23 protein-coding genes are annotated in these 22,886 nt (G+C 66.6%); 11 read left to right on the plus strand and 12 right to left on the minus strand.

Annotated elements, in window-relative coordinates:
* Nucleotides 1-108: 108 nt before the first annotated feature.
* From putA to ACFQ4G_RS00740, 3 genes are all read right to left on the minus strand, one after another.
* Entirely contained in the window at nucleotides 109-3,774 is a 3,666-nt protein-coding gene (putA, locus tag ACFQ4G_RS00730; protein ID WP_238207041.1) for a bifunctional proline dehydrogenase/L-glutamate gamma-semialdehyde dehydrogenase PutA, read from the minus strand.
* Between the two features lie 292 nt (nucleotides 3,775-4,066).
* The gene (locus ACFQ4G_RS00735) at nucleotides 4,067-4,750 is read right to left on the minus strand and encodes a gamma-glutamylcyclotransferase (protein WP_238207040.1); all 684 of its coding nucleotides are present in this window, start codon (nucleotides 4,748-4,750) and stop codon (nucleotides 4,067-4,069) included.
* A 58-nt stretch (nucleotides 4,751-4,808) separates the two neighbouring features.
* The gene (locus ACFQ4G_RS00740; RefSeq protein WP_238207039.1) at nucleotides 4,809-5,207 is read right to left on the minus strand and encodes a hypothetical protein; all 399 of its coding nucleotides are present in this window, start codon (nucleotides 5,205-5,207) and stop codon (nucleotides 4,809-4,811) included.
* Between the two features lie 142 nt (nucleotides 5,208-5,349).
* Between ACFQ4G_RS00740 and recO the strand changes: the two genes are divergently transcribed.
* The 3 genes from recO to ACFQ4G_RS00755 all read left to right on the plus strand — a co-directional run bounded on the left by recO (nucleotide 5,350) and on the right by ACFQ4G_RS00755 (nucleotide 8,706).
* Nucleotides 5,350-6,090, plus strand: coding sequence for a DNA repair protein RecO (gene recO, locus ACFQ4G_RS00745; RefSeq protein WP_238207038.1), 741 nt, complete (start codon nucleotides 5,350-5,352; stop codon nucleotides 6,088-6,090).
* Between the two features lie 53 nt (nucleotides 6,091-6,143).
* Entirely contained in the window at nucleotides 6,144-8,396 is a 2,253-nt protein-coding gene (parC, locus tag ACFQ4G_RS00750; protein WP_238207037.1) for a DNA topoisomerase IV subunit A, read from the plus strand.
* A gap of 73 nt (nucleotides 8,397-8,469) precedes the next feature.
* Nucleotides 8,470-8,706, plus strand: a complete 237-nt coding sequence (locus ACFQ4G_RS00755) for a hypothetical protein (protein ID WP_238207036.1) — start codon at nucleotides 8,470-8,472, stop codon at nucleotides 8,704-8,706.
* 32 nt (nucleotides 8,707-8,738) lie between these two features.
* On the opposite strand, the gene infA is transcribed toward ACFQ4G_RS00755, so the two are convergent.
* Both infA and ACFQ4G_RS00765 read right to left on the minus strand, forming a co-directional pair.
* The gene (infA, locus tag ACFQ4G_RS00760; protein WP_018045296.1) at nucleotides 8,739-9,011 is read right to left on the minus strand and encodes a translation initiation factor IF-1; all 273 of its coding nucleotides are present in this window, start codon (nucleotides 9,009-9,011) and stop codon (nucleotides 8,739-8,741) included.
* 321 nt (nucleotides 9,012-9,332) lie between these two features.
* Nucleotides 9,333-10,478, minus strand: coding sequence for a branched-chain amino acid ABC transporter substrate-binding protein (locus ACFQ4G_RS00765; RefSeq protein ID WP_238207035.1), 1,146 nt, complete (start codon nucleotides 10,476-10,478; stop codon nucleotides 9,333-9,335).
* 252 nt (nucleotides 10,479-10,730) lie between these two features.
* On the opposite strand from ACFQ4G_RS00765, the gene ACFQ4G_RS00770 reads away from it, so the two are divergent.
* Genes ACFQ4G_RS00770 through ACFQ4G_RS00785 form a run of 4 tightly spaced genes read left to right on the plus strand, consistent with a single transcriptional unit; the run spans nucleotide 10,731 to nucleotide 13,403 of the window.
* On the plus strand, nucleotides 10,731-11,054 hold the full coding sequence (locus ACFQ4G_RS00770) for an XdhC family protein (protein ID WP_238207034.1): 324 nt from the start codon (nucleotides 10,731-10,733) through the stop codon (nucleotides 11,052-11,054).
* A 9-nt stretch (nucleotides 11,055-11,063) separates the two neighbouring features.
* Nucleotides 11,064-11,780: an XdhC family protein gene (locus ACFQ4G_RS00775; RefSeq protein WP_238207032.1), complete on the plus strand. Its 717-nt coding sequence runs from the start codon at nucleotides 11,064-11,066 to the stop codon at nucleotides 11,778-11,780.
* Complete coding sequence (locus ACFQ4G_RS00780) at nucleotides 11,777-12,817, plus strand: molybdopterin-binding protein (RefSeq protein WP_238207030.1); 1,041 nt, start codon at nucleotides 11,777-11,779, stop codon at nucleotides 12,815-12,817. The genes ACFQ4G_RS00775 and ACFQ4G_RS00780 overlap by 4 nt, the downstream gene beginning before the upstream one ends.
* A complete protein-coding gene (locus ACFQ4G_RS00785; RefSeq protein ID WP_238207028.1) occupies nucleotides 12,810-13,403 on the plus strand; it encodes a nucleotidyltransferase family protein in 594 nt (197 codons plus the stop codon). Before ACFQ4G_RS00780 ends, ACFQ4G_RS00785 begins: the two co-directional genes overlap by 8 nt.
* Here ACFQ4G_RS00785 and ACFQ4G_RS00790 read toward each other — a convergent pair whose 3' ends face one another.
* Nucleotides 13,404-13,565, minus strand: coding sequence for a DUF2256 domain-containing protein (locus tag ACFQ4G_RS00790; RefSeq protein ID WP_238207026.1), 162 nt, complete (start codon nucleotides 13,563-13,565; stop codon nucleotides 13,404-13,406).
* 17 nt (nucleotides 13,566-13,582) lie between these two features.
* A complete protein-coding gene (locus tag ACFQ4G_RS00795; RefSeq protein WP_238207024.1) occupies nucleotides 13,583-14,449 on the minus strand; it encodes a formyltransferase family protein in 867 nt (288 codons plus the stop codon).
* Nucleotides 14,450-14,562: 113 nt separating this feature from the next.
* On the opposite strand from ACFQ4G_RS00795, the gene ACFQ4G_RS00800 reads away from it, so the two are divergent.
* Together ACFQ4G_RS00800 and ACFQ4G_RS00805 are read left to right on the plus strand one after the other, a co-directional pair.
* Complete coding sequence (locus ACFQ4G_RS00800; protein WP_238207023.1) at nucleotides 14,563-15,297, plus strand: SDR family NAD(P)-dependent oxidoreductase; 735 nt, start codon at nucleotides 14,563-14,565, stop codon at nucleotides 15,295-15,297.
* Entirely contained in the window at nucleotides 15,294-16,844 is a 1,551-nt protein-coding gene (locus ACFQ4G_RS00805) for a cryptochrome/photolyase family protein (protein ID WP_238207022.1), read from the plus strand. Before ACFQ4G_RS00800 ends, ACFQ4G_RS00805 begins: the two co-directional genes overlap by 4 nt.
* A gap of 3 nt (nucleotides 16,845-16,847) precedes the next feature.
* On the opposite strand, the gene bcsS is transcribed toward ACFQ4G_RS00805, so the two are convergent.
* Nucleotides 16,848-17,600 carry a cellulose biosynthesis protein BcsS gene (gene bcsS / locus ACFQ4G_RS00810; RefSeq protein WP_238207021.1) on the minus strand — a complete coding sequence of 251 codons (753 nt, stop codon included), beginning with the start codon at nucleotides 17,598-17,600 and terminating at the stop codon, nucleotides 16,848-16,850.
* 335 nt (nucleotides 17,601-17,935) lie between these two features.
* On the opposite strand from bcsS, the gene ACFQ4G_RS00815 reads away from it, so the two are divergent.
* Nucleotides 17,936-18,538, plus strand: a complete 603-nt coding sequence (locus ACFQ4G_RS00815) for an exopolysaccharide biosynthesis protein (protein WP_379039493.1) — start codon at nucleotides 17,936-17,938, stop codon at nucleotides 18,536-18,538.
* A gap of 2 nt (nucleotides 18,539-18,540) precedes the next feature.
* Here ACFQ4G_RS00815 and ACFQ4G_RS00820 read toward each other — a convergent pair whose 3' ends face one another.
* From ACFQ4G_RS00820 to ACFQ4G_RS00830, 3 genes are read right to left on the minus strand one after another with little or no spacing between them, the layout of a single operon-like run.
* Nucleotides 18,541-19,365 carry a metal ABC transporter permease gene (locus tag ACFQ4G_RS00820; protein ID WP_238207072.1) on the minus strand — a complete coding sequence of 275 codons (825 nt, stop codon included), beginning with the start codon at nucleotides 19,363-19,365 and terminating at the stop codon, nucleotides 18,541-18,543.
* A gap of 38 nt (nucleotides 19,366-19,403) precedes the next feature.
* Nucleotides 19,404-20,273, minus strand: coding sequence for a metal ABC transporter ATP-binding protein (locus ACFQ4G_RS00825; RefSeq protein WP_238207019.1), 870 nt, complete (start codon nucleotides 20,271-20,273; stop codon nucleotides 19,404-19,406).
* Nucleotides 20,274-20,275: 2 nt separating this feature from the next.
* Nucleotides 20,276-20,407 carry a hypothetical protein gene (locus tag ACFQ4G_RS00830; protein ID WP_379039495.1) on the minus strand — a complete coding sequence of 44 codons (132 nt, stop codon included), beginning with the start codon at nucleotides 20,405-20,407 and terminating at the stop codon, nucleotides 20,276-20,278.
* A 132-nt stretch (nucleotides 20,408-20,539) separates the two neighbouring features.
* On the opposite strand from ACFQ4G_RS00830, the gene ACFQ4G_RS00835 reads away from it, so the two are divergent.
* On the plus strand, nucleotides 20,540-21,034 hold the full coding sequence (locus ACFQ4G_RS00835; RefSeq protein ID WP_238207018.1) for a Fur family transcriptional regulator: 495 nt from the start codon (nucleotides 20,540-20,542) through the stop codon (nucleotides 21,032-21,034).
* A gap of 17 nt (nucleotides 21,035-21,051) precedes the next feature.
* Here the strand turns inward: ACFQ4G_RS00835 and ACFQ4G_RS00840 are convergent, their stop codons facing one another.
* A complete protein-coding gene (locus ACFQ4G_RS00840) occupies nucleotides 21,052-22,557 on the minus strand; it encodes an exopolysaccharide biosynthesis polyprenyl glycosylphosphotransferase (RefSeq protein ID WP_238207017.1) in 1,506 nt (501 codons plus the stop codon).
* Nucleotides 22,558-22,886: the final 329 nt, after the last annotated feature.

The following is a 22,886-nucleotide window of genomic DNA, read 5'->3' on the forward strand; positions in this document are numbered from 1 at the left end:
CACCCGGCGTGAATGCTCCCGCTGGTCAGATGGCAGTAACCCGAATTCGGAGCCCTGTGACGGACCCGCGCCGCATGGTCCTACATACCAGACGATGCCGACGGTGCGTTACAAGGATGAGGTCGTCGCCGCGATCGCATCGCCATCCTCCCCAAGGGTCATCAGCGCAGCGTTGCCTCCCGCCGCGGCGGTGTTGGTGCTGACGCTGCGCTCGCGCAGGAGCCATTCCAGGGGGTAGTCCCGGTCATTGCGCTCGAGTTCGCCAGGTGAGACGGCGAGAACCGGGATGACGGCGCCCGCCAGGGCGGCGGCAAGGCGCGTCGCCGAGAGGATCGCGTCCGCCCCGCCCTCGACCAGGATCGCCGCGCAGCCCAGGGCGTCCGGCCCCGCCGCCACGTCGATGGCGCCCCGGACCGCGCCGGGCAGGGCATCGAGGGCGGGGCGCAGGGCGGCGGGCAAGGCCAGCCGGAGGGCGTTGCCGGTGGCGAGGCAGGCGGCGATCTGCGCGGAGAGCCCGGCCTCCGTGGCCGGCAGGCAGAGGATCGTTCCGCGCGGATGCAGGCTGTAGCGGTTGCTCTCGCCCACCGGGCCGGGCAGGGCGATGTCGAGCCCGAGGAGGCTCCGTTCGGCATGGGCGTCGCAGCGCGCCGCCTCCCTCTCGCGGCCCGCTATCCGCAGGGCGTCGCGCAAGGCGGTCAGGCCGGCCGGCATCGCACCATGGCGCCGGCCGAGGCCGGTCTCCACCGGCGCCGAGGCCAGGAGCCGCCGGAGGTAGAGCGGGCCGCCGGCCTTCGGCCCCGTCCCCGACAGGCCGATGCCGCCGAAGGGCTGGACGCCGACCGCGGCCCCGATGAGGTTGCGGTTGACGTAGAGGTTGCCCGCACGGACCCGCTCGACGAGCCGCGCGACGGTGGCATCGATCCGGCTGTGCACGCCGAAGGTCAGACCGTAGCCGGTCTCGTCGATGGCGGTGACGAGGTCGTCGAGAGCGTCGCGTCTGGTGCGCAGGACGTGGAGCACGGGTCCGAAGACCTCGCCGAGGAGATCGCCGATCCCGTCGATGGCGATGAGGGTCGGCGGGACGAAATGGCCCGTCGCGCAGGAAGGCGGCAGCGGCAGCCGGTGGACCTCGTGTCCGCGCTCCCGCATCCGCGCCACATGCGCCTCGATGGTCCGCCGCGAGGCCTCGCTGATGACCGGCCCGATATCGGTGGCGAGCCGGTCGGGATTGCCGATGCTCAACTCGGCCATGGCGCCCTTCAGCATCGCGAGGACGCGGTCGGCGATCTCTTCCTGCAGGCACAGCACGCGCAGCGCCGAGCAGCGCTGGCCGGCGGAATCGAAGGCCGAGGCGAGGACATCGGCGACCACCTGCTCGGGCAGGGCGGAGGAATCGACGATCAGGACGTTCTGGCCGCCGGTCTCGGCGACGAACGGGATCGGCCTACCCTCCGGCCCGAGGCGCCCGGCCAACTCGGCCTGGATGCGCTTGGCGACCTCGGTGGAGCCGGTGAACATCACCCCCTCCACGCGCGGATCGGCGACGAGCCGCGCGCCGACCGCACCCTCTCCGGGCAGGAGGGCGAGCACGCCGTCGGGAATCCCCGCCTCGCGCAGGATCTCCACCGCCAGCCCGGCCACGAGGGGCGTCTCCTCGGCCGGCTTGGCGAGGACGGCATTGCCCGCCGCGAGGGCCGCCGCCACCTGCCCGGTGAAGATGGCGAGCGGGAAGTTCCATGGGCTGATACAGGCGACCGAACCGAGGGGGCGATGGGTCGCCGCCTCGAAACCCGCCGCCTGGGCCGCGTAATAGCGCAGGAAATCCACCGCCTCGCGGATCTCGCCGACGGCGTTGGCGAGGGACTTGCCGGCTTCCCGCACCAGCAGGCCCAGGAAGGCGTCGCGGCGCTCCTCGATCAGGTCGGCCGCCGAAGCGAGGATCGCGGCCCGCCGGGATGGCGGTGTCGCCGCCCAGGCGGGCGCCGCCGACCTTGCCCGCGCGATGGCCGCATCGACGGTCGCGGCATCGGCCTCGACCACGTGGCCGACGAGATCGTTCCCGTCGGCCGGGTTGAGCACGGCGCGGGGCGCGCCATCGCCGATCTCCCCCGGGATCGGCCGGCACAGGCGGGGCGTCGCCGCGCCCCGGATCAGGCTCGGTCCGAGGTCTGCGAGCACGTCCTCGTCGGCGAGGTCGAGGCCCCGCGAATTCGCCCGCATCCCCGCGAAGAGGTCTCGCGGCAGGGCGATCCCCGGATGGGCCGAGCCCGGTGGTACGACACGGCGCGCCCGCGCCAGGGGATTGGCGACGAGCTCGTCCACCAGCACGGCGGGGTCGGCGATCCGGTTGACGAAGGAGGAATTGGCGCCGTTCTCGAGAAGCCGCCGGACCAGATAGGCGAGCAGGGTCTCGTGCGTGCCCACCGGTGCGTAGATCCGGCAGGGCCGGTCGAGCAGCGTGCCGCCGACCACCTCGTCGTAGAGCGTCTCGCCCATGCCGTGCAGGCACTGGAACTCGTAAGCGCCGGGCTGGAAGTCCGGGCCCGCCATGGCGACGATATCGGCGAGCGTGCGGGCATTGTGGGTGGCGAATTGCGGGAACACCGCGTCCCCGGCCGCCAGCAGCCTGCGGGCGCAGGCGAGATAGGACAGGTCGGTATGGACCTTGCGGGTGAAGACCGGAAAATCGTCGAGCCCGTCGACCTGGGCGCGCTTGATCTCGGAATCCCAGTACGCGCCCTTGACCAGCCGGACCATGAGGCGGTGCCCGCTCCGCCGGGCGAGGTCGATGAGGAAGTCCAGCACCGGGACAGCGCGCTTCTGGTAGGCCTGGACCACGAATCCGAGGCCGTCCCAGCCGGCGAGCCGCTCGTCCATCGCCAGGGCTTCGAGGAGATCGAGGGAGAGGTCGAGCCGGTCGGCCTCCTCGGCATCGATGTTGAAGCCGATATCGTGGCGGCAGGCGGCGAGGGCGAGGTCCGCCAGCCGTGGCAGGAGCTCGCCCATCACAAGCTCGCGCTTAGCCCGCTCGTAGCGCGGATGCAGGGCGGAGAGCTTGACCGAGATGCCCGGCCCGGCGAGCACGCCGCGCCCGGCGGAGGCCACGCCGATCGCCGCGATGGCGCCGGCATAATCCCGGCCGTAGCGGGCGGCATCGTCGGCGGTCCGCGCCGCCTCGCCGAGCATGTCGTAGGAGTATCGGAAGCCCTTGGCCTCCCGGTGCCGGCTGTTGCGCAGCGCCTCGGCGATGCTGCGGCCGGTGACGAACTGGCCGCCGAGCATCCGCATCGCCAGATCGACGCCCATGCGGATGGCGGGTTCGCCCGCCCGCCTCAGGACCCGCGTCAGCGCCGCCGGAAGCCCGGCCTCCTCCTCGGGGCCGACGACCCGCCCGGTCACCGCGAGCCCCCAGGTCGCGGCGCCCGCGAAGACCGACGAGGCGTGGCCGAGATGCGACCACCAATCGCCATGACCGATCTTGTCGCGAATCAGCGCGTCGCGGCTCGACGCATCGGGGATTCGCAGGAGCGCCTCGGCGAGGCACATCAGGGCGACGCCCTCGGCGCTCGACAGGCTGAATTCGCGCATCAGCTGCTCGACCGGTCCGCGCGCGCCCCTCGCACGCAGGGTCGCGACGAGGTGCCTCGCCAGATGCGTCGCCGCGGCGTCCTCGGCCGGGCTCTGGGCCGCCGTCTCGATCAGCGCGCCGAGGCATTCGGGTTCGGGGCGGCGATGGGCGGCACGAATCCGGTACCGGAGCTCTCCGATCCGCATCGAAGGCCCTTGAAATCCCGCAAAAGGCGGCCTCGAATCCGGTGAAATTATCGAAGGGCGTGGACCGTTGTTCATGGGTCGAGACCGTCCCGCCGATGCTCCGGGCGGCCGCCGCTCCCCGGCGCTCACCCAAGGGGAGAGGATGCGCCGAAATTCGCCCGCGCGCACCTGTGCGTTGAGGAAGCGTCCCCCATCGGACACGGACCGGCGGGGCATCGGCCGCAGGACTTTCGGCGGGTTCGGGGACGTCTGGCGTCTTGCAAAAAGCGAGATGCGGGAAGGAGTTGGTCCCCTAGGGCGCCGCCTCCAGGCGTTCCGCTACGAGGTGCTGCAGCCGCCAGAGATGGTCGTCGAGGATGCCGGCCTCGGCGCAGGCCTGCACCGTTCGGTAGAGATATTCCGCGCTCGGGCCGAGATGCCCGGCGCCGGTGGCGATCCGGTCGGCGATCGCCTCCTCGGCGAGGCGCCCGGTATAGCGATCGCTGGCCCGATTGACCACGAAAGTCAGCGCTGTGACCGGGCCCTTAGCCGTTTCCACCACCACCCAGCGCCCCTCGTAGCCGCTGCCGCGCATCTCGCGCCGCCAGACCGGCATCAGGGTCGCGGCCGGATCCAACCCTTTGAGGCGAAACACGATTCCCCGGCAGATCCCACCCCGGTCGAGGGCGAGGACTAGGCCCGGCCTGTCGCGGCTTCCGCGAAAACGCCGCTGCAACAGGCAGAAGCGCCGGTGATAGCCCCGCACCGTGCCGATGCGCTGCTCGGCCACGGCGAATTCCGGCTGCCAGATCAGCGAGCCGTAGCCGAACACCCAGAGCCCGTCCCCCTCCGTCGGCCGGCCATGGAGCATCCGGTCGAGGCCGGGCGCGAGATCGAGATCGGTGAGGAGATTCAGGGCGCTCGCATCGTCGGCGACGGGAGTCGGATGGGCGCGGGCGATGAGATCGAGGGTGAGGGAGAGGGGGCGATGCGGCATGGCCCGTATCGGAGCATCACCGGCCGGCACAGGCAACCCATTATAATGATTGATGTCCTCAGATTTTTGCGTTCCCCAGCGCCTCCAGTTCCTTGAACGGTTCCGTCCGGTGGCCCTCGCAGACCTCGTCGACATCCTCGAGGATGCTGAGCTTGCCGACCTCCTCGCGGATGACGGCCTTGGCCCTCTCGCCCTTCAGGAAGCGGCGGCCCATCATCCGGGTCGACACGCAGTAGAGCGTGCGCCCGTCATCCTGGAACGGCCCGGCGATCCGGCTATGCTCGAACCGAACGGGAAGGAGGGAGATCGATCCGAACGTGCTCTGGCGCAGGGCCAGGGCGGCGACCCGCTCGCGCATGGTGAAGGCGGCGCCGGACGCCGGCGCCGGATCGGGCCGACCGCATCCCGTCAGCGCCAGGACGACGATTCCGAACGAAGGGCGGACGAAGCGCTGCATCACCGCACTCTGCTCGATGGCCTGTGCAGGAACGCTACCGAGGCACACGCTCTGCGGGAAGCGATGAAACGGTGCAATCCAGGTCCGTTCCCCAACATTCTCGCCCGTTCCCAACCCTTTCGCCGCGTCCTATGGAGAGGCCATGCAATGGACCGATGACGGCGTGGTGCTGGGGCTGCGCAAGCAGGGCGAGACGGGCGTCATCCTCGAAGTGATGACGCGAGGCCACGGCCGTCATCTCGGCCTCGTCCATGGTGGTCGGTCGCGCCGGATGCAGCCGGTGCTTCAGCCGGGTAATCACGTTCGCCTCAACTGGCGCGCGCGCCTCGACGACAGTCTCGGCGCCTTCGTGGTGGAGCCGCTCGAATCCGTAGCCGCGCGCCTGATGGGTTCAGGTCTCGCCCTGTACGGGGTGACCCATATGGCAGCGCTCCTGCGTCTCCTGCCCGAGCGCGATCCCCATCCCGCCCTCTACGAGGCAGGGCGTGTGCTCATCGCCCATCTCGACGATCGGGTGATCGCGCCTCTTCTCATGGTGCGGTTCGAACTCGCGATCCTGTCCGACCTCGGCTTCGGCCTCGATCTCAATGCCTGCGCCGCCACCGGCGGCAACGACGCCCTGATCTACGTCTCGCCCCGGACCGGGCGGGCGGTCAGTGCCTCCGCCGGAGAGCCGTTCCGTGACAGGCTGCTGGCGCTGCCGGGCTTCCTTCTCGATCGGGAGGATGGCCGAACCGGCTTCATGGCTCCCGACAAGACGGACGTGACCAATGGATTTACCTTGACGGGGTATTTCCTCGACCAGCACATCTGGGGTCCGCGGGCCATTGCCCCTCTGGAGGAGCGGGCGCGATTCGTTGCGCTGGGGACGCAGAGCGCCTAGGTTCTGTTCGCTTTATGTTCTGATTTGGGTCATGTCCGGCCCGGGAGTTCGTCATGGGCCAGCCCTTCGATCCACCGTCGGGATCCGACGGTATCGAAAGCGTCGAACTGAAGTCGGCGCTGGAAGAGCGCTACTTCGCCTATGCGCTCTCCACCATCATGAACCGGGCGCTGCCCGATGCCCGCGACGGCCTCAAGCCGGTCCATCGACGCATCCTCTACGGCATGCGGCTGCTGAGGCTCGATCCCAACACCGCCTTCAAGAAATGCGCGAAGATCGTCGGCGACGTGATGGGCGACTTCCATCCTCACGGCGACCAGGCGATCTACGACGCTCTGGTGCGTCTCTCCCAGGATTTCGCTCAGCGCTATCCGCTCGTCGACGGCCAAGGCAATTTCGGCAATATCGACGGCGACGGTCCGGCCGCCTACCGCTACACCGAGGCGCGTCTCACGGAAGTGGCACGCCTGCTCCTCGACGGCATCGACGAGGACACGGTCGATTTCCGGCCGTCCTACAACGGCGAGAAGGACGAGCCCATCGTCCTGCCTGCCGCTTTCCCGAACCTGCTCGCCAACGGCTCTCAGGGCATCGCTGTGGGCATGGCCACCTCGATCCCGCCGCATAACGCGGCCGAACTCTGCGACGCGGCGCTCTACCTCATCGGCCATCGCGAGGCGAGCTCGGCCCAACTCCTCACCTTCGTGAAGGGGCCGGACTTCCCCACCGGCGGCATCCTCATCGATAGCGCCGAGTCGATCGCCGAGGCCTACCGCACCGGACGCGGCGGTTTTCGCGTGCGGGCACGCTGGGCGAAGGAGGATACGGGGCGCGGCACTTGGACCATCGTCGTCACCGAGATTCCCTACGGCGTGCCGAAGGCCAGGCTCATCGAGAAGCTCGCGGAACTCCTCCAGGAGAAGAAGCTGCCGCTGCTCGCCGACGTGCGTGACGAATCGGCCGAGGACGTCCGCGTGGTGCTGGAGCCGCGCTCACGCAGCGTCGACCCGGTGATCCTGATGGAATCGGTGTTCCGGCTCACCGAACTCGAAGCTCGCATCCCGCTCAACATGAACGTCCTGGTGGGCGGCCTCGTGCCCCGCGTCATCGGTTTGGCGGAGGCTTTGCGCGAATGGCTCGACCATCGGCGCGTGGTGCTGCAACGGCGCTCGCTCCATCGCCTCGCCCAGATCGAACGCCGCCTCGAAATCCTCGGCGGCCTCCTTATCGTCTATCTCGATCTCGACGAGGTGATCCGCATCATCCGCGAAGAGGATGAGCCGAAGCCGTCCCTGATGAAGCGCTTCGAGCTCACCGAGCTCCAGGCCAACGCCATCCTCGACACGCGCCTGCGCTCCCTGCGCAAGCTCGAGGAGATGGAGCTGAAGCGCGAGCTCGATACGCTGACCAAGGAGAAGGATGGGCTGGAGGAGCTGCTCGGCTCCGAGAAGCTGCAATGGTCTGACATCACCAAGCAGATCCGCGCAGTGAAGAAGACCTTCGGCCCCGAGACCAAACTCGGCGCCCGCCGCACTACCCTGGAGAATCCTCCCGACACCGCCGGGATCGATTTCACCTCCGCCATGGTGGAGCGCGAGCCGATCACCGTTATCGTCTCCAACAAAGGCTGGATCCGGGCCTTGAAGGGGCATGTGGCCGACCTGTCCGGCGTCGCCTTCAAGGGTGACGATGGGCTGAAGATCTCGTTCCTCAGTGAGACGACGGCCAAGATCTTGGTCCTTGCCTCGAACGGCAAGGTGTTCACGCTGGAGGCCGCCAAGCTTCCCGGCGGTCGCGGCTTCGGTGATCCGATCCGGCTGATGGTGGATTTCGACGATGGGGCCGAGATCGTCGCCGCCCTGGCGTATCAGCCCAGCGGCAAACTTCTGGTCGCAGGCTCGGATGGGCGTGGCTTCCTTGCCCCGGCCGACGCGCTGGTGGCGAATACCCGCAAGGGCAAGGGGATTATGGGCCTCGACGAGCCATCAGAGGCGCGACTGCTCGTGCCGGCGAGCGTCGGCGATCACGTCGCGGTCTGCAGCGCCGACCGACTGTTGTTGGTGTTTCCTCTCTCCGAGCTGCCGGAATTGTCACGCGGCAAGGGAGTGCGCCTGCAGCGCTGCCGCCAGAGCACGCTGACGGACGCCCATGTCTTCACCCTGGCCGAGGGCCTGCCCTGGCGCGACAGCGCAGGCCAGGAGCGGCTCGCCAATGCGGTTCTGCTGGAGAAGTGGATGGGCCACCGGGCCGAGGCTGGCACGCTGATGACCCGCAGCTTCCCGAAATTCGATCGGTTCGGGAAGTAGATGCCGAACTCACCCTCGCGGCTTGATCTGCGCTGATGCTTATCGGGTGGTCGCGTGACGAAGGAGTATCTGGATGGCCGACGCCATAAGCCCGCTGACGTCCGATCTCGAAGATCAGCTTGGCCGCATTCGGCGAGCGCGCGAAGAGAGCGAAAAATTCGTCGCCGAGCAGAAGAAACTCATGGTCGAAGCACTGAAGCTGGATCGCGATCGTATGCTGGCACCCTGGCAGATCGCGCCGTCCGGCATGGCTGCCGGAGCCGCGTTCTTCAGCGCAGGCGCTGCTTTCGTGAAGATCCTCTGTCCCTAACGGACAGTCACGATGTCCGTCAGCGCTGTCGCTCAGCGGCGGCGGAACTGTCCGCGGATCGGCGGACGCGGGCCGGAGGAGCGCTCGTCCTTGTGGCGGAACACGAGGCGGCCCTTCTCGAGATCGTAGGGGGACATCTCGACGGTGACGCGGTCGCCGGCCAGAGTCTTGATGCGGTTCTTCTTCATCTTGCCGGCCGTGTAGGCCACGATCTCGTGGCCCTGGTCGAGCTGCACGCGGTAGCGTGCGTCCGGCAGGATCTCGATCACGAGACCGTCGAACTGCATCAACTCTTCTTTCGCCATCCACACTCTCCAGCCGGAACGCCAGAACGGGGCATTCCGGGACACAAAACGAAGCCGTTCGGCAAAACACTACGGGCGGCGGGTCCGATCCCATCGGATGCGCAACACCAGCGAGCGTCGGCAGGACATAATGTTCGCGCGCGCCGTAAGCAAGCTTTTACCGCCGGGAACGCTGTCCCGTCGACAGAAAAGCACCTGCTGTCCTGGTACCCGGAAATCTTCGCGGATCATTCAACTGACGGATCACCGCGCCAGCTATGTCTGCATCTGCGGTAGCGACAACCTTCCCGTCCGGGTGGGCCGGCGGGCCTTCCGTCCGCTTCAGGGCGCGATGCCGTTGCCCGCGTAGTCGATCCGGCCGTCCGGTGTCTTCTTCCAGACCTGTAGCGCATAGCCGGCCCCCCTGGAATTGCCCCTTGCGTCGAAGGCGATCTCTCCGAGGACCGTCTTCAGGGACGCGCCCCCATGAAGGACCGCGGCTACTCGACTGCCTTCTGTCGATTTCGCTTGGTCTACGACCTGCTTGAGGATCTCGACCGCCGCGTAGCCCTGCGCTGCGACCATGTCTGCTTCGGCCGTCTTGGGCTTGGCAGCCGAGCCCTTGGGTTCGGGCAGTTTTCGCGGCTCGGGCAGGGCGGTCATCACCGTCCCCTCGGCGGCGGGGCCCGCTGCGGTAGCGAAATCCTTGTCGAGCAAGCCATCGCTGCCGACGAGGGGGGCTGCGATGCCGGCCTCACGCAGGGTCCGGATCAGGAGGCCCGCTTCCGGAGCAAGACCGCCGAAATAGATCACCTCGACCTGCGCGCGCTTCAGGCGAGCGACGAGGGCGGAGACGTCCTTGTCGCCGCGACTCAGGCTCTCGAACGCCGCCTCTGTCTGTCCGCTCGCCTTGAGAATGCGGGCGACGTCGTCGACGAGGCCGCGGCCGAAGGTGCTCTTGTCGTGGACGAGGCCGATCCGCCGGCCGCGGAACTGCTCGGCGAGATAGCTCGCTGCGATCGGTCCCTGTTCGGCATCGCTGCCGCCGATGCGGAAGATGTTTTGCGCTCCGCGAGTGGTCAGTCCCGGCCAAGTGATGCCGGGAGCCACCGCGACGATCCCCGCCTCTTCGTAGGCCGGCAGCACCGCTGCGGCTACGGTGGCGTTAAACGGTCCGACCACGAGAGAGATTCGATCCGACGCGAATTTCCGCGCCGCGGCGAGCCCCTGCTTGCCCTCACCGGCATCGTCGGCGACCACGAGGGTGATCTTCCGGCCCGTCGTGCCGGCGGCACGGTTGAGATCCGCCGCCGCCTGTTCGGCTCCCGCCCGGAGGCCTTGGCCGAAGGCGGCGTCCGACCCGGTAAGGGGGAGCGAGAGCCCAATCCGGATCGTGGGTTGGGCGGCGATCTGGCCGACGGCGCCCGTCGGAGAGAAAGACAGGGCTGACAAGATCGGCAAGGCGCCAGCGGTGAAGATGAGTCTCATGGAGCGGAGCCCGGATGATCGGCGAGAAGCCGCTGCACTCATCATAGCGCGCTCCGATGGAATTGGCGCGGTCCGAGAAATCAGGCACCGTAGACGAAGGGCGATCCCGGTGTGCTGGATGGCACCCTGCGGGTACTGACCTTGGCATAGGCCTCGCCCGCTCATTGTGCCATCGGCTCCGGAGCCTAAGTGTCCGGCTCGGCGTTGCGTGTCTGCCGTCGTGCCCCTTGCGCGCCTCGCGCGGAGTGTTCCATGCTCTCCACCGAAACCGATATCCTCAATGCGGCCGAGGCTTGGCGCCGCGGCGGGCGCGGCGTCGCTCTCGCCACAGTGGTCGAGACCTGGGGCTCTGCACCGCGCCCGGTCGGCAGCCATCTCGTCATCGACGAGAATGGCAATTTCCTCGGTTCGGTCTCAGGCGGCTGCGTCGAGGGTGCAGTCATCACCGAGGCGCTGGATGCCATCGCCGACGGCCGTCCCCGCGTGATCGAGTTCGGCATCGCCGACGAGACCGCCTGGCGGGTCGGGCTCTCCTGCGGCGGTCGCATCCGCGTCTTCGTCGAGCGGATCGACTGAAGAAAAGCCATGAAACTCGCGTCCCTCCGTGCCCTGAATGTCGAGCGCGCCGCGCGGCGCGCGGCCCTGCTCGTGACCGATCTCGACGATGGCAGCCAACGAGTGGTCCGTGAGACCGAGATTCCAGGCGATCCCCTCGCCGACATCCTGTCTCGACACCTCGCTTCTGGAAGGAGCGGCCTTGTCGAGGCGGACGGGCGACAGTTTTTCCTTACCGTGCAGGCTCCCACCGTCCGGCTCGTCATTATCGGGGCGGTGCATATCAGCCAGGCGCTCTGCCCAATGGCGGCGGCTCTAGACCTGTCAGTGAGCGTGATCGATCCACGCACCGCTTTCGCGACGCCCGAACGTTTTCCAGAGGTTCCCCTCGTGCCGCTCTGGCCCGACGAGGCTCTGGCCGGCCCCCTGCCGCCCCTCGACCGCTACTGCGCGGTCGCCGCCCTGACGCACGACCCGAAGATCGACGATCCGGCGTTGCTCGCGGCGCTGAAGGCCGGGTGCTTCTATGTCGGCGCTCTCGGCTCGCGGAAGACCCATGCTGCGCGGCAAGAGCGCCTGTTGCAGGCCGGACTCTCGCCCGAACAGATCGCGTTGATCGCGGCGCCGATCGGCCTCAATATCGGAGCGGTCAGCCCGGCCGAGATTGCCGTCTCGATCCTGGCGCAGATTGTCTCGACGTTGCGCGCGGCCCATCTGCGTGTCGCGAAGACCGGAGCTCCGGCGTGAAGTTCGGTTCGGTCGCGATCGCGCAGGCGGCGGGGCTCATCGCGGCTCATACCTTGCGGGCCGACGACGTTCTCGTGCGAAAGGGGAGGCCGATCCCTCGCGAAGATGCGCGCCGCCTCGGCGAAGCGGGTCTCACCAGCGTTGTTGCCGTGACACTCGAACCGGGTGATGTCGGCGAGGACGAAGCCGCTGCCCGCCTCGCCGAGCGGGTGTCCGGTACGGGCCTCGTTGCTGGTCCCGCCTTCACCGGACGGTGCAACCTGCACGCCGAGGTGCCGGGTATCCTGACGATCGACAGGGCTGTCATCAATGCCGTGAACGCCGTGGACGAGGCGATCACTCTGGCGACCCTGCTGCCGTTCCGGCCGGTGGTTCCCGGCGAGATGGTGGCGACCGTCAAGATCATTCCCTACGCCGTCTCCGGTGCCGCCCTCGACCGAGCCTGCGGAATTGTCACCCGGGAGGCCCTTTCGGTCGTTCCCTATCGACGACGCCGCATCGGAGTCGTCTCCACTCTGCTGCAGGCGCTGAAGGAGGCCACTGTCGCCAAGACCCTGCGCAACCTCGAGCGCCGCTTGGCGCCGACGGGCGCGGAGATCGTCTCCGACATCAGGGTCTCGCACGAGGCCGGTTCAGTGGCAGCCGCCATGCGCGCGTCCATCGCCGACGATGGCGCGGATCTCGTCGTGGTGTTCGGCGCCTCGGCCATCGCCGACCGGCGCGACGTGATCCCCGCCGGCATTGAGGCGGCGGGCGGGGAAGTCGAGCATTTCGGCATGCCCGTCGATCCCGGTAACTTGCTGCTCGTCGGCCGTCTCGGCGCGGTGCCGGTCATCGGTGCGCCGGGCTGCGCCCGTTCCCCCGCCGAGAACGGCTTCGACTGGATCCTCCATCGCCTCCTCGCCGGCCTTGCGGTCAGCCGTTCAGACATTGTCGGGCTCGGTGTCGGCGGGTTGCTGATGGAGATCGTGTCCCGGCCGCAGCCGCGATCCGGCCAGGAAAGCGCGGGACAGGACGACCAGGAGGAAGATGCCTGACACGATCGGTATCGTCCTCCTGGCTGCTGGGCGAGGAACGCGATTCGGCGCGGCGCCCAAGATGCTCGGGTCTCTGGACGCCAAGCCGCTCGTCCGCCACGCCGCCGAGGCGGCCGTCGACGCCGGTATCGGACCCATCGTTGTCGTGCTCGGTGCCTACGGCGAGGCGGTCCGACAGGCGCTGAGTGGTCTTCACCTCGGGGTCATCGACAACCCGAACTATGCCGAAGGCCTGTCCACCTCCCTACGATGCGGGCTCGACGCCGTCTCCGAGACAAAGGGGATCATCGTGATGCTCGGCGACATGCCACGGATTCGGCCGGCGCATCTTGCGCATTTGGCTTATACCTTCCTGGCCTTCGATCCCGCTCCCCCCGCCATCGTACCGATTCATGGAGGCCGGCGAGGAAACCCGGTCCTTCTCAATCACAGACTCCTCGCCCCGGACCTAGCCTCGCTCAAGGGAGATCAGGGTGCCGGGCGTATCCTCGCGGCACGGACGGATATCGTCGAATTGGAGATGGATGCGGCCGTTATCTTCGATATCGATACGCCTTCGGCCCTGAAGGATGCCGCTCGCTCCTGATTAGGACGCCTTGCCCGGCCGCTTCGCCTCGCTCCGGCATCGGTCGGAGCAGTAGCGCACTTCGTCCCAGACCCGTTCCCATTTCTTCCGCCATGCGAAGGGCTTGCCGCAGGCGGCACAAATCTTCGTCGGCAGATCCGCTTTCTTACGCATCCGCGGCATGAGGTCGTTTCCTGTGCCTACCGCCCGAGTTGACCGGCATCCGAGACCGCAACGGGGCTCCAGCGGGTGATCTGGATGAAACCGTCGCGGGCAGCGACCACTACGTGGCGGCGGTAGCGATGGACAATTGTTCCGGGTGAGTGACGGTGCGGCTCGCGCCAGCCCTCCGCCGCCGCCACGAAGACGCGACTGTCGCCGAGCCGCGCGATGGTCTCGATCGTGCCGAACGCCCGCATGCGCCGCAGGATCGCGTCGACATCGGACCGGAAATCCAAGGTCCGGTCCGCGTCGGTGACGCGAGGCCAGTAGGAGCCGTCGCCCTGGACCTGCGCCGAACGCCACCGCGCCGGTAGATCGCGCGCGATCGGCCCCGAAGCCAAGCGCCGGGCGGCGATCTGGCACTTTGCGAGCAGGGTCTCGTGGGTCTCCTGCGGCGCCATCGCGAAGGCTTCCTGCGCGAGGATGTCGCCGGTGTCGAATCCCTCCTCGGCCAGCACATGCGCCGTCACGCCCCAAGCCTCCCTCGCATCCGTGATCGCCTTGAACAGGGGATAAGGACCACGACCGATCGGCAGCGGTGAGGGATGGAAATTGAGGGCGTAGGCGGCTCGCCCGCGCCAGCCGCGGATCAACCAGGGATAACCGGCCACAACCAGGGCCCAGTCGGTGCCATGGGTCTGCGCAAGGGCATCGAGATCGGCGAGCTTGATCCGAGAAAGCTGCATCGGGATGCGGTGCCGGCGGCTCTGGGCCACCACCGCCTCGTTGTGATCGTAGAGACCATCGCAGGGTCGGGTGAACAGCTTGATCGGCGTCCAGCCGGCCTCCACCAGTGCTTCGAATACGCCGCCGAGGAAATCGATACCGGCGAAGGCGAACTTCATGAGGATCCTCGGGAGCGGTTGCGAGGCGTGCGACTCTACGGATGGGGCCTCACGGGCTCCACGGCAGCATGGTGCGCCTTACCTACCCGATCCGGTATGGATTGGGAGCGGCCATGAATCGTGTTGTGATCTACGGCGGGACCGGCGGCATCGGCTTGGCGACGGCCCAAGCCCTGCGCAAGCGCGGCTGTAGGCTGCATCTGGCAGCGCGTGACGTCGGCCGACTCGAAGAGACCGCCGCCGGCCTGGGCGAGACCACCTTCACGGCCGGAGACGCTATGGACCCCGCCTTTTTCACTGCCGTCGCACAGGAAGCGGGCGACACTCTGGCTGGGCTCGTCTACGCGGTCGGCACGATCAACCTGAGGCCCCTGGCGCGGCTCACCGCCGACGATGCGCTCACCGATTTCAAGCTCAACGCTCTCGGCGCCTTTCTGGCCCTACAGGCTTCGGCGCCAGCGCTGAAAGCGGGTGCAGGCGAGGCCGGGGCCGGGGTCGTCCTGTTCTCGACCGTGGCAGTGGCGCAGGGATTTCCGGCTCATGCCTCCGTCGCCATGGCCAAGGGGGCGGTGGAGGGGCTGGCCCTGTCTCTCGCTGCCGAACTGAGTCCCCAGATCCGGATCAACGTTGTCGCTCCCTCTCTGACGCGCACGCCGCTGTCTGCGGCGATCACCAGTAACGAGACGCTGGCCTCCGGGATCGCCTCCATGCACGCACTGCAACGACTCGGGACACCGGATGATATCGGCGCGCTCGTCGCCTTCCTCGTTTCGGCGGAAGCCGGTTGGATCACCGGACAGGTGATCGGTGCCGATGGCGGTCGTTCGTCGTTGAGAACGAAGGGGTGAGTGCTCGACGGACTCTCCGCTTCGTCCTCGGTGACCAGCTTCACCGGCGGGTCTCCTCTCTCGTCGACATCGACCCTGACACGGACATCGTGCTCATGGTGGAGGTGTGGGAGGAGGCGACCTATGTCCGCCACCACAAGCAGAAGATTGCCTTCCTGCTCTCGGCCATGCGTCATTTTGCAGAAGAATTGAAAGCGGACGGCATCGCCGTCGATTACGTGCGTCTCGAGGCTCAGGGGAACACAGGCTCCTTCACCGGCGAACTCCAACGAGCGATTGTCCGGCACGAGCCCGATAGGATCGTCGTCACCGAGCCTGGCGAATGGCGCGTCTGGGAGATGATGCAGGGTTGGCGCGAGGCCCTGCCGGTGCCCGTGGAGATCCGCGACGACAACCGTTTCCTCTGCTCGCGGGATGATTTCGCCCGCTGGGCCGAGGGGCGGCACGCCCTACGGTTGGAGACCTTCTATCGCGGCATGCGCAAGCGCACCGGTCTCCTGATGAAGGATGGCGAGCCGGTCGGAGGACAGTGGAACTTCGACCATGACAACCGCAAGGCGCTCCCTCCCGGACACCGATCGCCGCAGCGGCTCGGCTTCGAGCCCGACGCGATCACATCCGAGGTCATTGCCATCGTGTCGGAGAGGTTCGCCGACCATTTCGGTGATCTCGACGCCTTCCGCTGGCCAGTGACACGGGGCGACGCCATCATTGCCCTGAAGCACTTCCTGGATGATTGTTTGCCGCATTTCGGCGACTACCAGGACGCGATGAAGACGGACGCGCCGTTCCTCTATCACGCTCTTCTCGCGCCGGCGCTCAACGCGGGTCTGCTTACTGGAGGAGAGGTCTGCCGCGCGGCCTCCCGCGCCTACGACGAAGGACGCGCACCGCTCAACTGCGTCGAGGGCTTCATTCGCCAGATCCTCGGATGGCGTGAGTATGTCCGAGGCCTCTATTGGACGCGGATGCCGGCCTATGCCGATACCAATGCGCTCGGTGCCAGCCGTGACCTGCCCTGGTTCTACTGGTCGGGCGAGACGAAGATGAACTGCATCGCGCAATGCGTGGCCGATACGCGGGCCCATGCCTACGCTCATCACATCCAGCGACTGATGGTGACAGGGAACTTCGCCCTTCTCGCCGGCCTCGACCCGGCCCAGGTCGAGGAATGGTATCTCGTCGTCTATGCCGATGCCTACGAATGGGTGGAACTGCCCAACGTCCACGGCATGGTTCTCTGGGCCGATGGCGGGGTGATGGGCTCGAAGCCCTACGCGGCCTCGGGCGCCTACATCAACCGGATGTCCGACTACTGCCGGGGATGCGCCTACGATGTCAGGGCTAAGACCGGCGAAGGTGCATGCCCCTTCAATTATCTCTACTGGAACTTCCTGATCGAGAATGCGGGTCGCTTGCAGGGAAACCCTAGACTGGCGATGCCCTACCGCACCCTCGATGGAATGGGATCCGTCCGCCGTAGCGAGATCGTCGCCGATGCCGCGCGCTTCCTCGACGGCCCGGAAATGCGCTCCGCGCCTGCATGAGCCTTACCAGGGCTTCCACATGCTGAGCGCGACATAAGGGCTACCAACGCTTCCCGCTTCGACTTGGTAGCCCAGTGAGGCCCTGAAGCCCACGTCGCCGATGCGAAAGTCGGTGGCATGTATGCCGATCCCGACTTTCGAGTATCCTGTGCCATCCACATAGAAACTGGCCTCGGGGCCGAGATAGGCGCCCCAGATGTCATGGCCCCAGGCAAGGCGGCTCCAGGCGCTCTGTCGCGTTGAGCCGAGGATCGCCGTTGCGGTTAAGAGCGTGCTTTCCGTCGGACGCGCCCAGACTTCCCCATGCAGCCTGATTCCGTATCGGAACGGCAGCCTCTCGGTGCCGAACACACCCCCTTCCACCTCGATACTACCCTCCGGCCCGGCGAAGGCAGCAATGGTGCCCCAATCGTGGAACCATTGGTAGCCGACCAGTACAGCCCCGAGAGCAGTCTGACGGATCAATATGGTCGAGATGCCGTGGATCGTTGGACCGCGCTCGGTTCTCGCACCGCCGCCGGCACTCGCGAGGATCGCGAAACCATCCTTGTCCGGCCCGTTGAAGGTGATCTTCGTTCCGCCCGTGACGAACGAGGAAGGCCCGGCGTCGAGGCTGCCGAAGATCAGCGCCGAGACCGCGTTCTCTTCCCCTCGCGCCGAACCGACATCGAAGCAGAAACAGACGGATGCAAGGGACGCGATAGCGCGGATGGGCGAGCGCCTGGATCGTGCCGTCGCTCCCGCCGGTTGTTCCACGTCCGTCCACGCTCCCCATAGAGAGAACGAGCGTATGGTGCAGATCATAAATTGTATTGGTCATATCGAAATATACTGTGGATCGCGACCCAGACCGGTGCGGATATGGCAAGCAAGCCCATTCCCTTTAGTCTTCAAACGAGGAAAATATACTTGAGGTCATGCTGATTCAGATTCGACAGCGTGAGGTGGCGATCGCCACCGTCCCGCCCAAAGGGTCGTTCCGGCCTGGGCCGAGCGAGGATACGACGACGGCAGCATCCGTGATTCGGTTGGCGCCGGACGGGGACTAGGATAGAGCCCGCGGGAGAACCGTCGCCAAAGGCCGAGTTGTCTTGTCACCAGTTGCCCGAACTTCCGAAGTTCTCACAGTGCTCGCGGCACAGGAGACGGATCGGCTGACGATCGGCGACATTGTCGCGGTGCTGAAGGACCGTGCCTTCGCGCTCCTCATCGTCATCCTCGGCCTGCCGAACTGCCTGCCGATGCCGCCGCCGATCCCTCTCGTCTGCGGGCTGCTCCTGCTGCTCGTGGCCGTACAGATCACGGCAGGGATGTCGTCGCCGTGGCTTCCCCGCATGCTGCTGCGCCGTTCGATCGCCCGGAGCGATGTGGAACGGGCCGCCAAGCGTGCGGTGCCATTGCTCCGGCGTCTCGAGCGCTGGTCGCGGCCACGCATGAGCTTGTTCGAGACCGGACTCGGCATGCGGACGGTGGGGTTGATCCTCCTCACCTTGTCCTTGGCGCTGGTGGTGGCAGCTCCCTTGGTGGGGCAAATTCCCCTCGGACTTGCGATCTGCCTCGTCGGTCTAGGCCTCGTCGAGCGCGACGGGTTACTGGTGGTCCTGGGCCTTGGCGTCGGTGCGATCGGCGTGCTGCTCAACGCCGGCTTCGTCTACGCCATCGTCTCCGGCATCATGAGTCTTTTCAACCTCTAGTTTCAGCCTTCGAGGTGTCGGGGTCTGAAGAGGCGCCAGACGAGGCCGCCCCTCGGCCCGAACAGGAGCGAGCCGAGGTAGAGGATCCCTGCTGCCAGGACGATCGATGGACCGGTCGGCAGGTCGGCGCGGTAGGAAGCGGTGAGACCGACAAAGCTCGACAATATCGCAACCAGCATCGCGATGGGGATCAGGCCCGACAGGTCGGTGGCCCAGAAACGGGCCGTGATCGCCGGCAGAAGCATCAGACCCACCGCGAGCAAAGTTCCTAGGGCCTGGAACCCGCCGACGAGGTTCATCACTACGAGGCCGAGAAACGCGTAGTGCACCGGCCCTCCTGCTCGGCTGACGGTGCGCAGGAACAGCGGATCGACGCATTCCATGACCAGCGGACGATAGAGCGCCGCCAGCGCGAACAGGGTCACGGTGGCGATGCCTCCCAGCAGCATCAGCGCCGGGTCGTCGAGGGCCAGCACCGTACCGAAGAGGATGTGCAGAAGATCGATCTGCGAGCCTCGCAGGGAGACGAGCAGGACGCCGGCCGCCAGCGAGATCAGATAGAAGGCGGCCAGGCTCGCATCCTCCTTTATCGACGTCGTGCGGGTGACGATTCCTGCGAGCAGCGCCACGAGCAGGCCGGCTGCGAGCCCGCCGATGGTCATGGCCGGCAGCGACAGGCCGGCGACCAGGAAGCCGATGGCCGCGCCTGGCAGGATCGCATGGCTCATGGCGTCGCTCATCAGGCTCATGCGCCGCAGCATGAGAAAGACTCCCACCGGAGGAGCCGAAAGCGACAAGGCGAAGCAGCCGGCGAGAGCCCGGCGCATGAAGCCGAACTCGATGAAGGGGCCGAACAGAAGATCGATCACGCGGCGTGCCCATGGTCGTGACGATGATCATGACCATGGGGGTGATCGTGGCCGTGGATGTGGCGATGCCCGTCGCTGAAGGGGGGCGCTCCGTGGTGGTGACCGTCGCCGCGCCCGCAGATCGCGGCATCCTCGTCCCAGGCTTCGGACAGGGCCTGTGCGCGGGCGAGGTTCTCCCGGGTCAGCACCGTCTCGGTGTCGCCCCACGCCACCGGCTCACGGGCGAGGAGAAGCGTCGTTGGGAAATGTCCTCTGACCTGATGCATGTCGTGTAGCGCGGCGACGATGGTGCGACCCTCGGCGTGCCAGTCGCGGATCAGGGCGATCAGATCGGCGGTGGTCCGACCGTCGATACCGGTGAACGGCTCGTCGAGGAGGATGATGCGCGCATCCTGCACGATGAGCCGCGCGAACAAGGCGCGCTGGAACTGTCCGCCCGACAGGGTCCCGATCAGGCGGTCCTCGAAGCCGAGGAGGCCCACGGCCGAGAGTGCCCGCAGCAGGGTCTGGTGATCCGGCGCCGCACTGCGCCAGGCACCGAGGCGGCGCCAGCGTCCCATCGCCACGAGATCGATGACGCTCAAGGGGAAGCTGCGATCGATCTCCCCGGCCTGAGGCAGATAAGCGATGGAATCGGCACCGGGCCGGTCGATCCGTCCATCGAGGCATCGGATTTCGCCGACGATGCCCTTCAGCAACGTCGATTTGCCTGCACCGTTGGGGCCGACGAGGGCCAGGAGAGCTCCGATGGGAATGATCCCATCGAGGTGATGGACAGCGGGATGGCGGTCATAGCCCAGAGTCAGACCACGCAAGGCAATGGCGCCGGGCTGAACTGGGGCATCCCCGACGAGGGCGTGTGTCATCGTTATCCCATGGCCCAGAAGATCGCGCCCCAGACCAGCCCGGACAGGATCGCGGCGATCAGCAGTCGCGAGGATGCGCCGGCCCGGAACAGAGAGCGGCGAGGGAAGGGCTTGACCTGGAAAGGGCGCGTCACGGCGGTTCGGGTACCAAGAGGGGGCGAATTGCCCGAACGGGAGCGGCGAACTATCTCTTGTGCTGATACACTGTAACATCGCGTGAGTTCAACGTGCTGGAACGCATCGATCGGCGATCACGGGAGGATGGGGTGCACGACCTTGGTGCCGTTCACGAACACGCGACCTGCTGCGGCAATTCCGTAGACGCCCTCGCGCGGGCGGAGCGTCTCTGTGCAGAGCGCGATCTGCAATTCACCCGGCTTCGCCGAGACGTGCTCGAAGCGGTGGCGACCGAGACCAAACCGCTCGGCGCCTACGACATCGCTGAGCGCCTGAGTGGGCAGGGCCGCCGGGTCGCTGCTGTCTCGGTCTATCGCGCCCTCGACTTTCTCACCGAGAACGGTCTCGTTCACCGCATTGCCAGCCGCAACGCTTTCGTCTCCTGCGGCCATCAGCACGGCGAAGGCGCCGGGCTCGTCTTTCTGATCTGCCGCACCTGCGGCAGCATCGACGAGACCACCTCCCCGGAGGTTGACGATCAGCTCGACAGGACTCTGGCGAAGGCGGGCTTCAAGCCGTCGAGCCGGATCCTGGAAGTGGAGGGCGAATGCGGCGCCTGCCTCGGGCGGGAGTCACGATCTTAACGCGCCGGTGCCCGGCATCAGCGTGCGTTGCGATAGGCCCGACGAGAGACGATCGTCTGCATCATGATCTGGATGTCGAGCCAGATCGACCAATTGTCGATGTAGTGCAGGTCGTGGTTCACGCGCCGTTCCATGTCGAGATCGGTCAGGGTCTCGCCGCGCAAACCATTGACTTGAGCCCAGCCGGTGATGCCCGGCATGACGTTGTGGCGGCGGGCATAATGCGCGATCCGGCGCTCGAAGCTGCGGTCATGGGCGAGGGCATGGGGGCGCGGGCCCACCAGGGACATCTCGCCCTTGAGGACGTTGATGAGCTGGGGCAGTTCGTCGAGGTTCGTGCGCCGCAGGATGGCACCGATCTTCGTGATCCGTGAGTCGTTGCGCGTCGCCTGACGGAAGACGGCGTTGTGCTCCGTTTTCATGCTGCGGAACTTGAACACGCCGAATGCCTGCTGATTGAAGCCATAGCGGCGCTGTCGGAAGAAGACCGGGCCTGGGCTGTCGAACTTGATCAGCATGGCGATGGACGCGAAAAGGGGAGCCAGCAGGATCAGCGCAACGGCCGCCAGGGCCATGTCGATACCTCGCTTGAGGGCGATCTCACCGAAATTGAGCGGGCGGCGACCAATATTGATGCCCGACAGACGACCGACCCGCGCCAGCCTGAGATCGGGGAAACGGTCCATCACCGAGCTGGGACGGAGGTGCAGGGCGGCCGGGACGCGCAGGAATGCATCGACGCATCGTTCGATATCCGTCGCATCCGTCCAGGGCACCAGGATGAAGACGTCGTCAGGCTGAAGGAAGCGCACCACGGAGACGGCGAGGTCCAGATCTTCCGACATCTGAGCCTGACGCACGGACGCCTCTTCTCGAGCGTCGATGCGGCGAAGGTAGCTCGTGCCTACCACGCGCAGGCCGAGTTCCTCCGTGTCGTGACTGTTGTAGAAGCCGGCAATGTCTTCCTCGAAACCGACGAGGTGGATCCTGTTGATCGAGGACGAACTCGGGCTGGTTGCGCGCCGGACGAGGCCGACCATCGCGAGGCGAGACAGGTAGAGGGCAGGCAGCCCGGCGAGGAAGAAACCGATGGCGACTGCTCGTGAGAAGTCGTTCGTCGTCTTTGTCGCGAAGCCGACGACGAGGACGATCCCCCAGGCCGTCAGCCAAAGACCAGCCATGCGGCGACGCTGAGGGCCGCGCGTGAGTTGCGCATCTATGTTGTACTCTTCACGCACCAAGTTGGTCAGGAGAACGAAGACCGAGACCAGCCCCGCCAGCTGAAAGCTCCCGGTCATGCCCACGGAGAGCTGCCGGTCGAAAGCGAACTTGTAGTAGATCGCTTCGGCAAGATAGGCCGTCGCGACGATCGTCACCAAATCCGACGCAGCCAATGCGGTGGATAGACCGAGCCGGAACGCACCTCGCCACCGTTTAGGCAGAACGGCCGCCCATGCTTCCCGCCTGCCGCGATGCATTGCCGGCGGGCTCTGGTAGATGTCGGAAAGACGTTGCTGGAACATCTGGGGCGCTATGTACCGGAGTGAAGCTGCGACTGTGTCGGAACGGGACAAACGACCGGCCGACCCTCTTGACGTCTGGAATGACAGCAAGCGTCGGGCCTGTGCGACGTGTTGAAACTCCGTTCCCGGAAGCTTGCTGTGACCCTGCCGCTTGCCACCGATCGAGTTGATCGAAGGCAGAAGATCCGCTGCAGGACTTCGTTAACCTCTTAACGTTTGTGGTGCAGGTTTTGGGTTCAGAGGTTCCGGACAAATCTGCAGGGGCAGTCACGATTCCGTCATTGGCAGTCATTGGACGGCGCGATCGGGATCGCTGGAGCAGGGAAAGT

This window comes from Methylobacterium marchantiae (assembly GCF_042679825.1).
In the GTDB taxonomy this organism is placed as follows: domain Bacteria; phylum Pseudomonadota; class Alphaproteobacteria; order Rhizobiales; family Beijerinckiaceae; genus Methylobacterium; species Methylobacterium marchantiae.

Coding starts and splice junctions, on each gene's coding strand:
- infA (WP_018045296.1), bottom strand. CDS start 9,011: ATGGCGAAAGAAGAGTTGATGCAGTTCGACGGTCTCGTGATCGAGATC.
- ACFQ4G_RS00800 (WP_238207023.1), top strand. CDS start 14,563: ATGAATCGTGTTGTGATCTACGGCGGGACCGGCGGCATCGGCTTGGCG.
- ACFQ4G_RS00820 (WP_238207072.1), bottom strand. CDS start 19,365: ATGCGCCGGGCTCTCGCCGGCTGCTTCGCCTTGTCGCTTTCGGCTCCT.
- ACFQ4G_RS00790 (WP_238207026.1), bottom strand. CDS start 13,565: ATGCCGCGGATGCGTAAGAAAGCGGATCTGCCGACGAAGATTTGTGCC.
- ACFQ4G_RS00840 (WP_238207017.1), bottom strand. CDS start 22,557: ATGTTCCAGCAACGTCTTTCCGACATCTACCAGAGCCCGCCGGCAATG.
- ACFQ4G_RS00770 (WP_238207034.1), top strand. CDS start 10,731: ATGCTCTCCACCGAAACCGATATCCTCAATGCGGCCGAGGCTTGGCGC.
- ACFQ4G_RS00795 (WP_238207024.1), bottom strand. CDS start 14,449: ATGAAGTTCGCCTTCGCCGGTATCGATTTCCTCGGCGGCGTATTCGAA.
- parC (WP_238207037.1), top strand. CDS start 6,144: ATGGGCCAGCCCTTCGATCCACCGTCGGGATCCGACGGTATCGAAAGC.
- putA (WP_238207041.1), bottom strand. CDS start 3,774: ATGCGGATCGGAGAGCTCCGGTACCGGATTCGTGCCGCCCATCGCCGC.
- ACFQ4G_RS00775 (WP_238207032.1), top strand. CDS start 11,064: ATGAAACTCGCGTCCCTCCGTGCCCTGAATGTCGAGCGCGCCGCGCGG.
- ACFQ4G_RS00765 (WP_238207035.1), bottom strand. CDS start 10,478: ATGAGACTCATCTTCACCGCTGGCGCCTTGCCGATCTTGTCAGCCCTG.
- recO (WP_238207038.1), top strand. CDS start 5,350: ATGCAATGGACCGATGACGGCGTGGTGCTGGGGCTGCGCAAGCAGGGC.
- ACFQ4G_RS00755 (WP_238207036.1), top strand. CDS start 8,470: ATGGCCGACGCCATAAGCCCGCTGACGTCCGATCTCGAAGATCAGCTT.
- ACFQ4G_RS00825 (WP_238207019.1), bottom strand. CDS start 20,273: ATGACACACGCCCTCGTCGGGGATGCCCCAGTTCAGCCCGGCGCCATT.
- ACFQ4G_RS00735 (WP_238207040.1), bottom strand. CDS start 4,750: ATGCCGCATCGCCCCCTCTCCCTCACCCTCGATCTCATCGCCCGCGCC.
- ACFQ4G_RS00740 (WP_238207039.1), bottom strand. CDS start 5,207: ATGCAGCGCTTCGTCCGCCCTTCGTTCGGAATCGTCGTCCTGGCGCTG.
- ACFQ4G_RS00785 (WP_238207028.1), top strand. CDS start 12,810: ATGCCTGACACGATCGGTATCGTCCTCCTGGCTGCTGGGCGAGGAACG.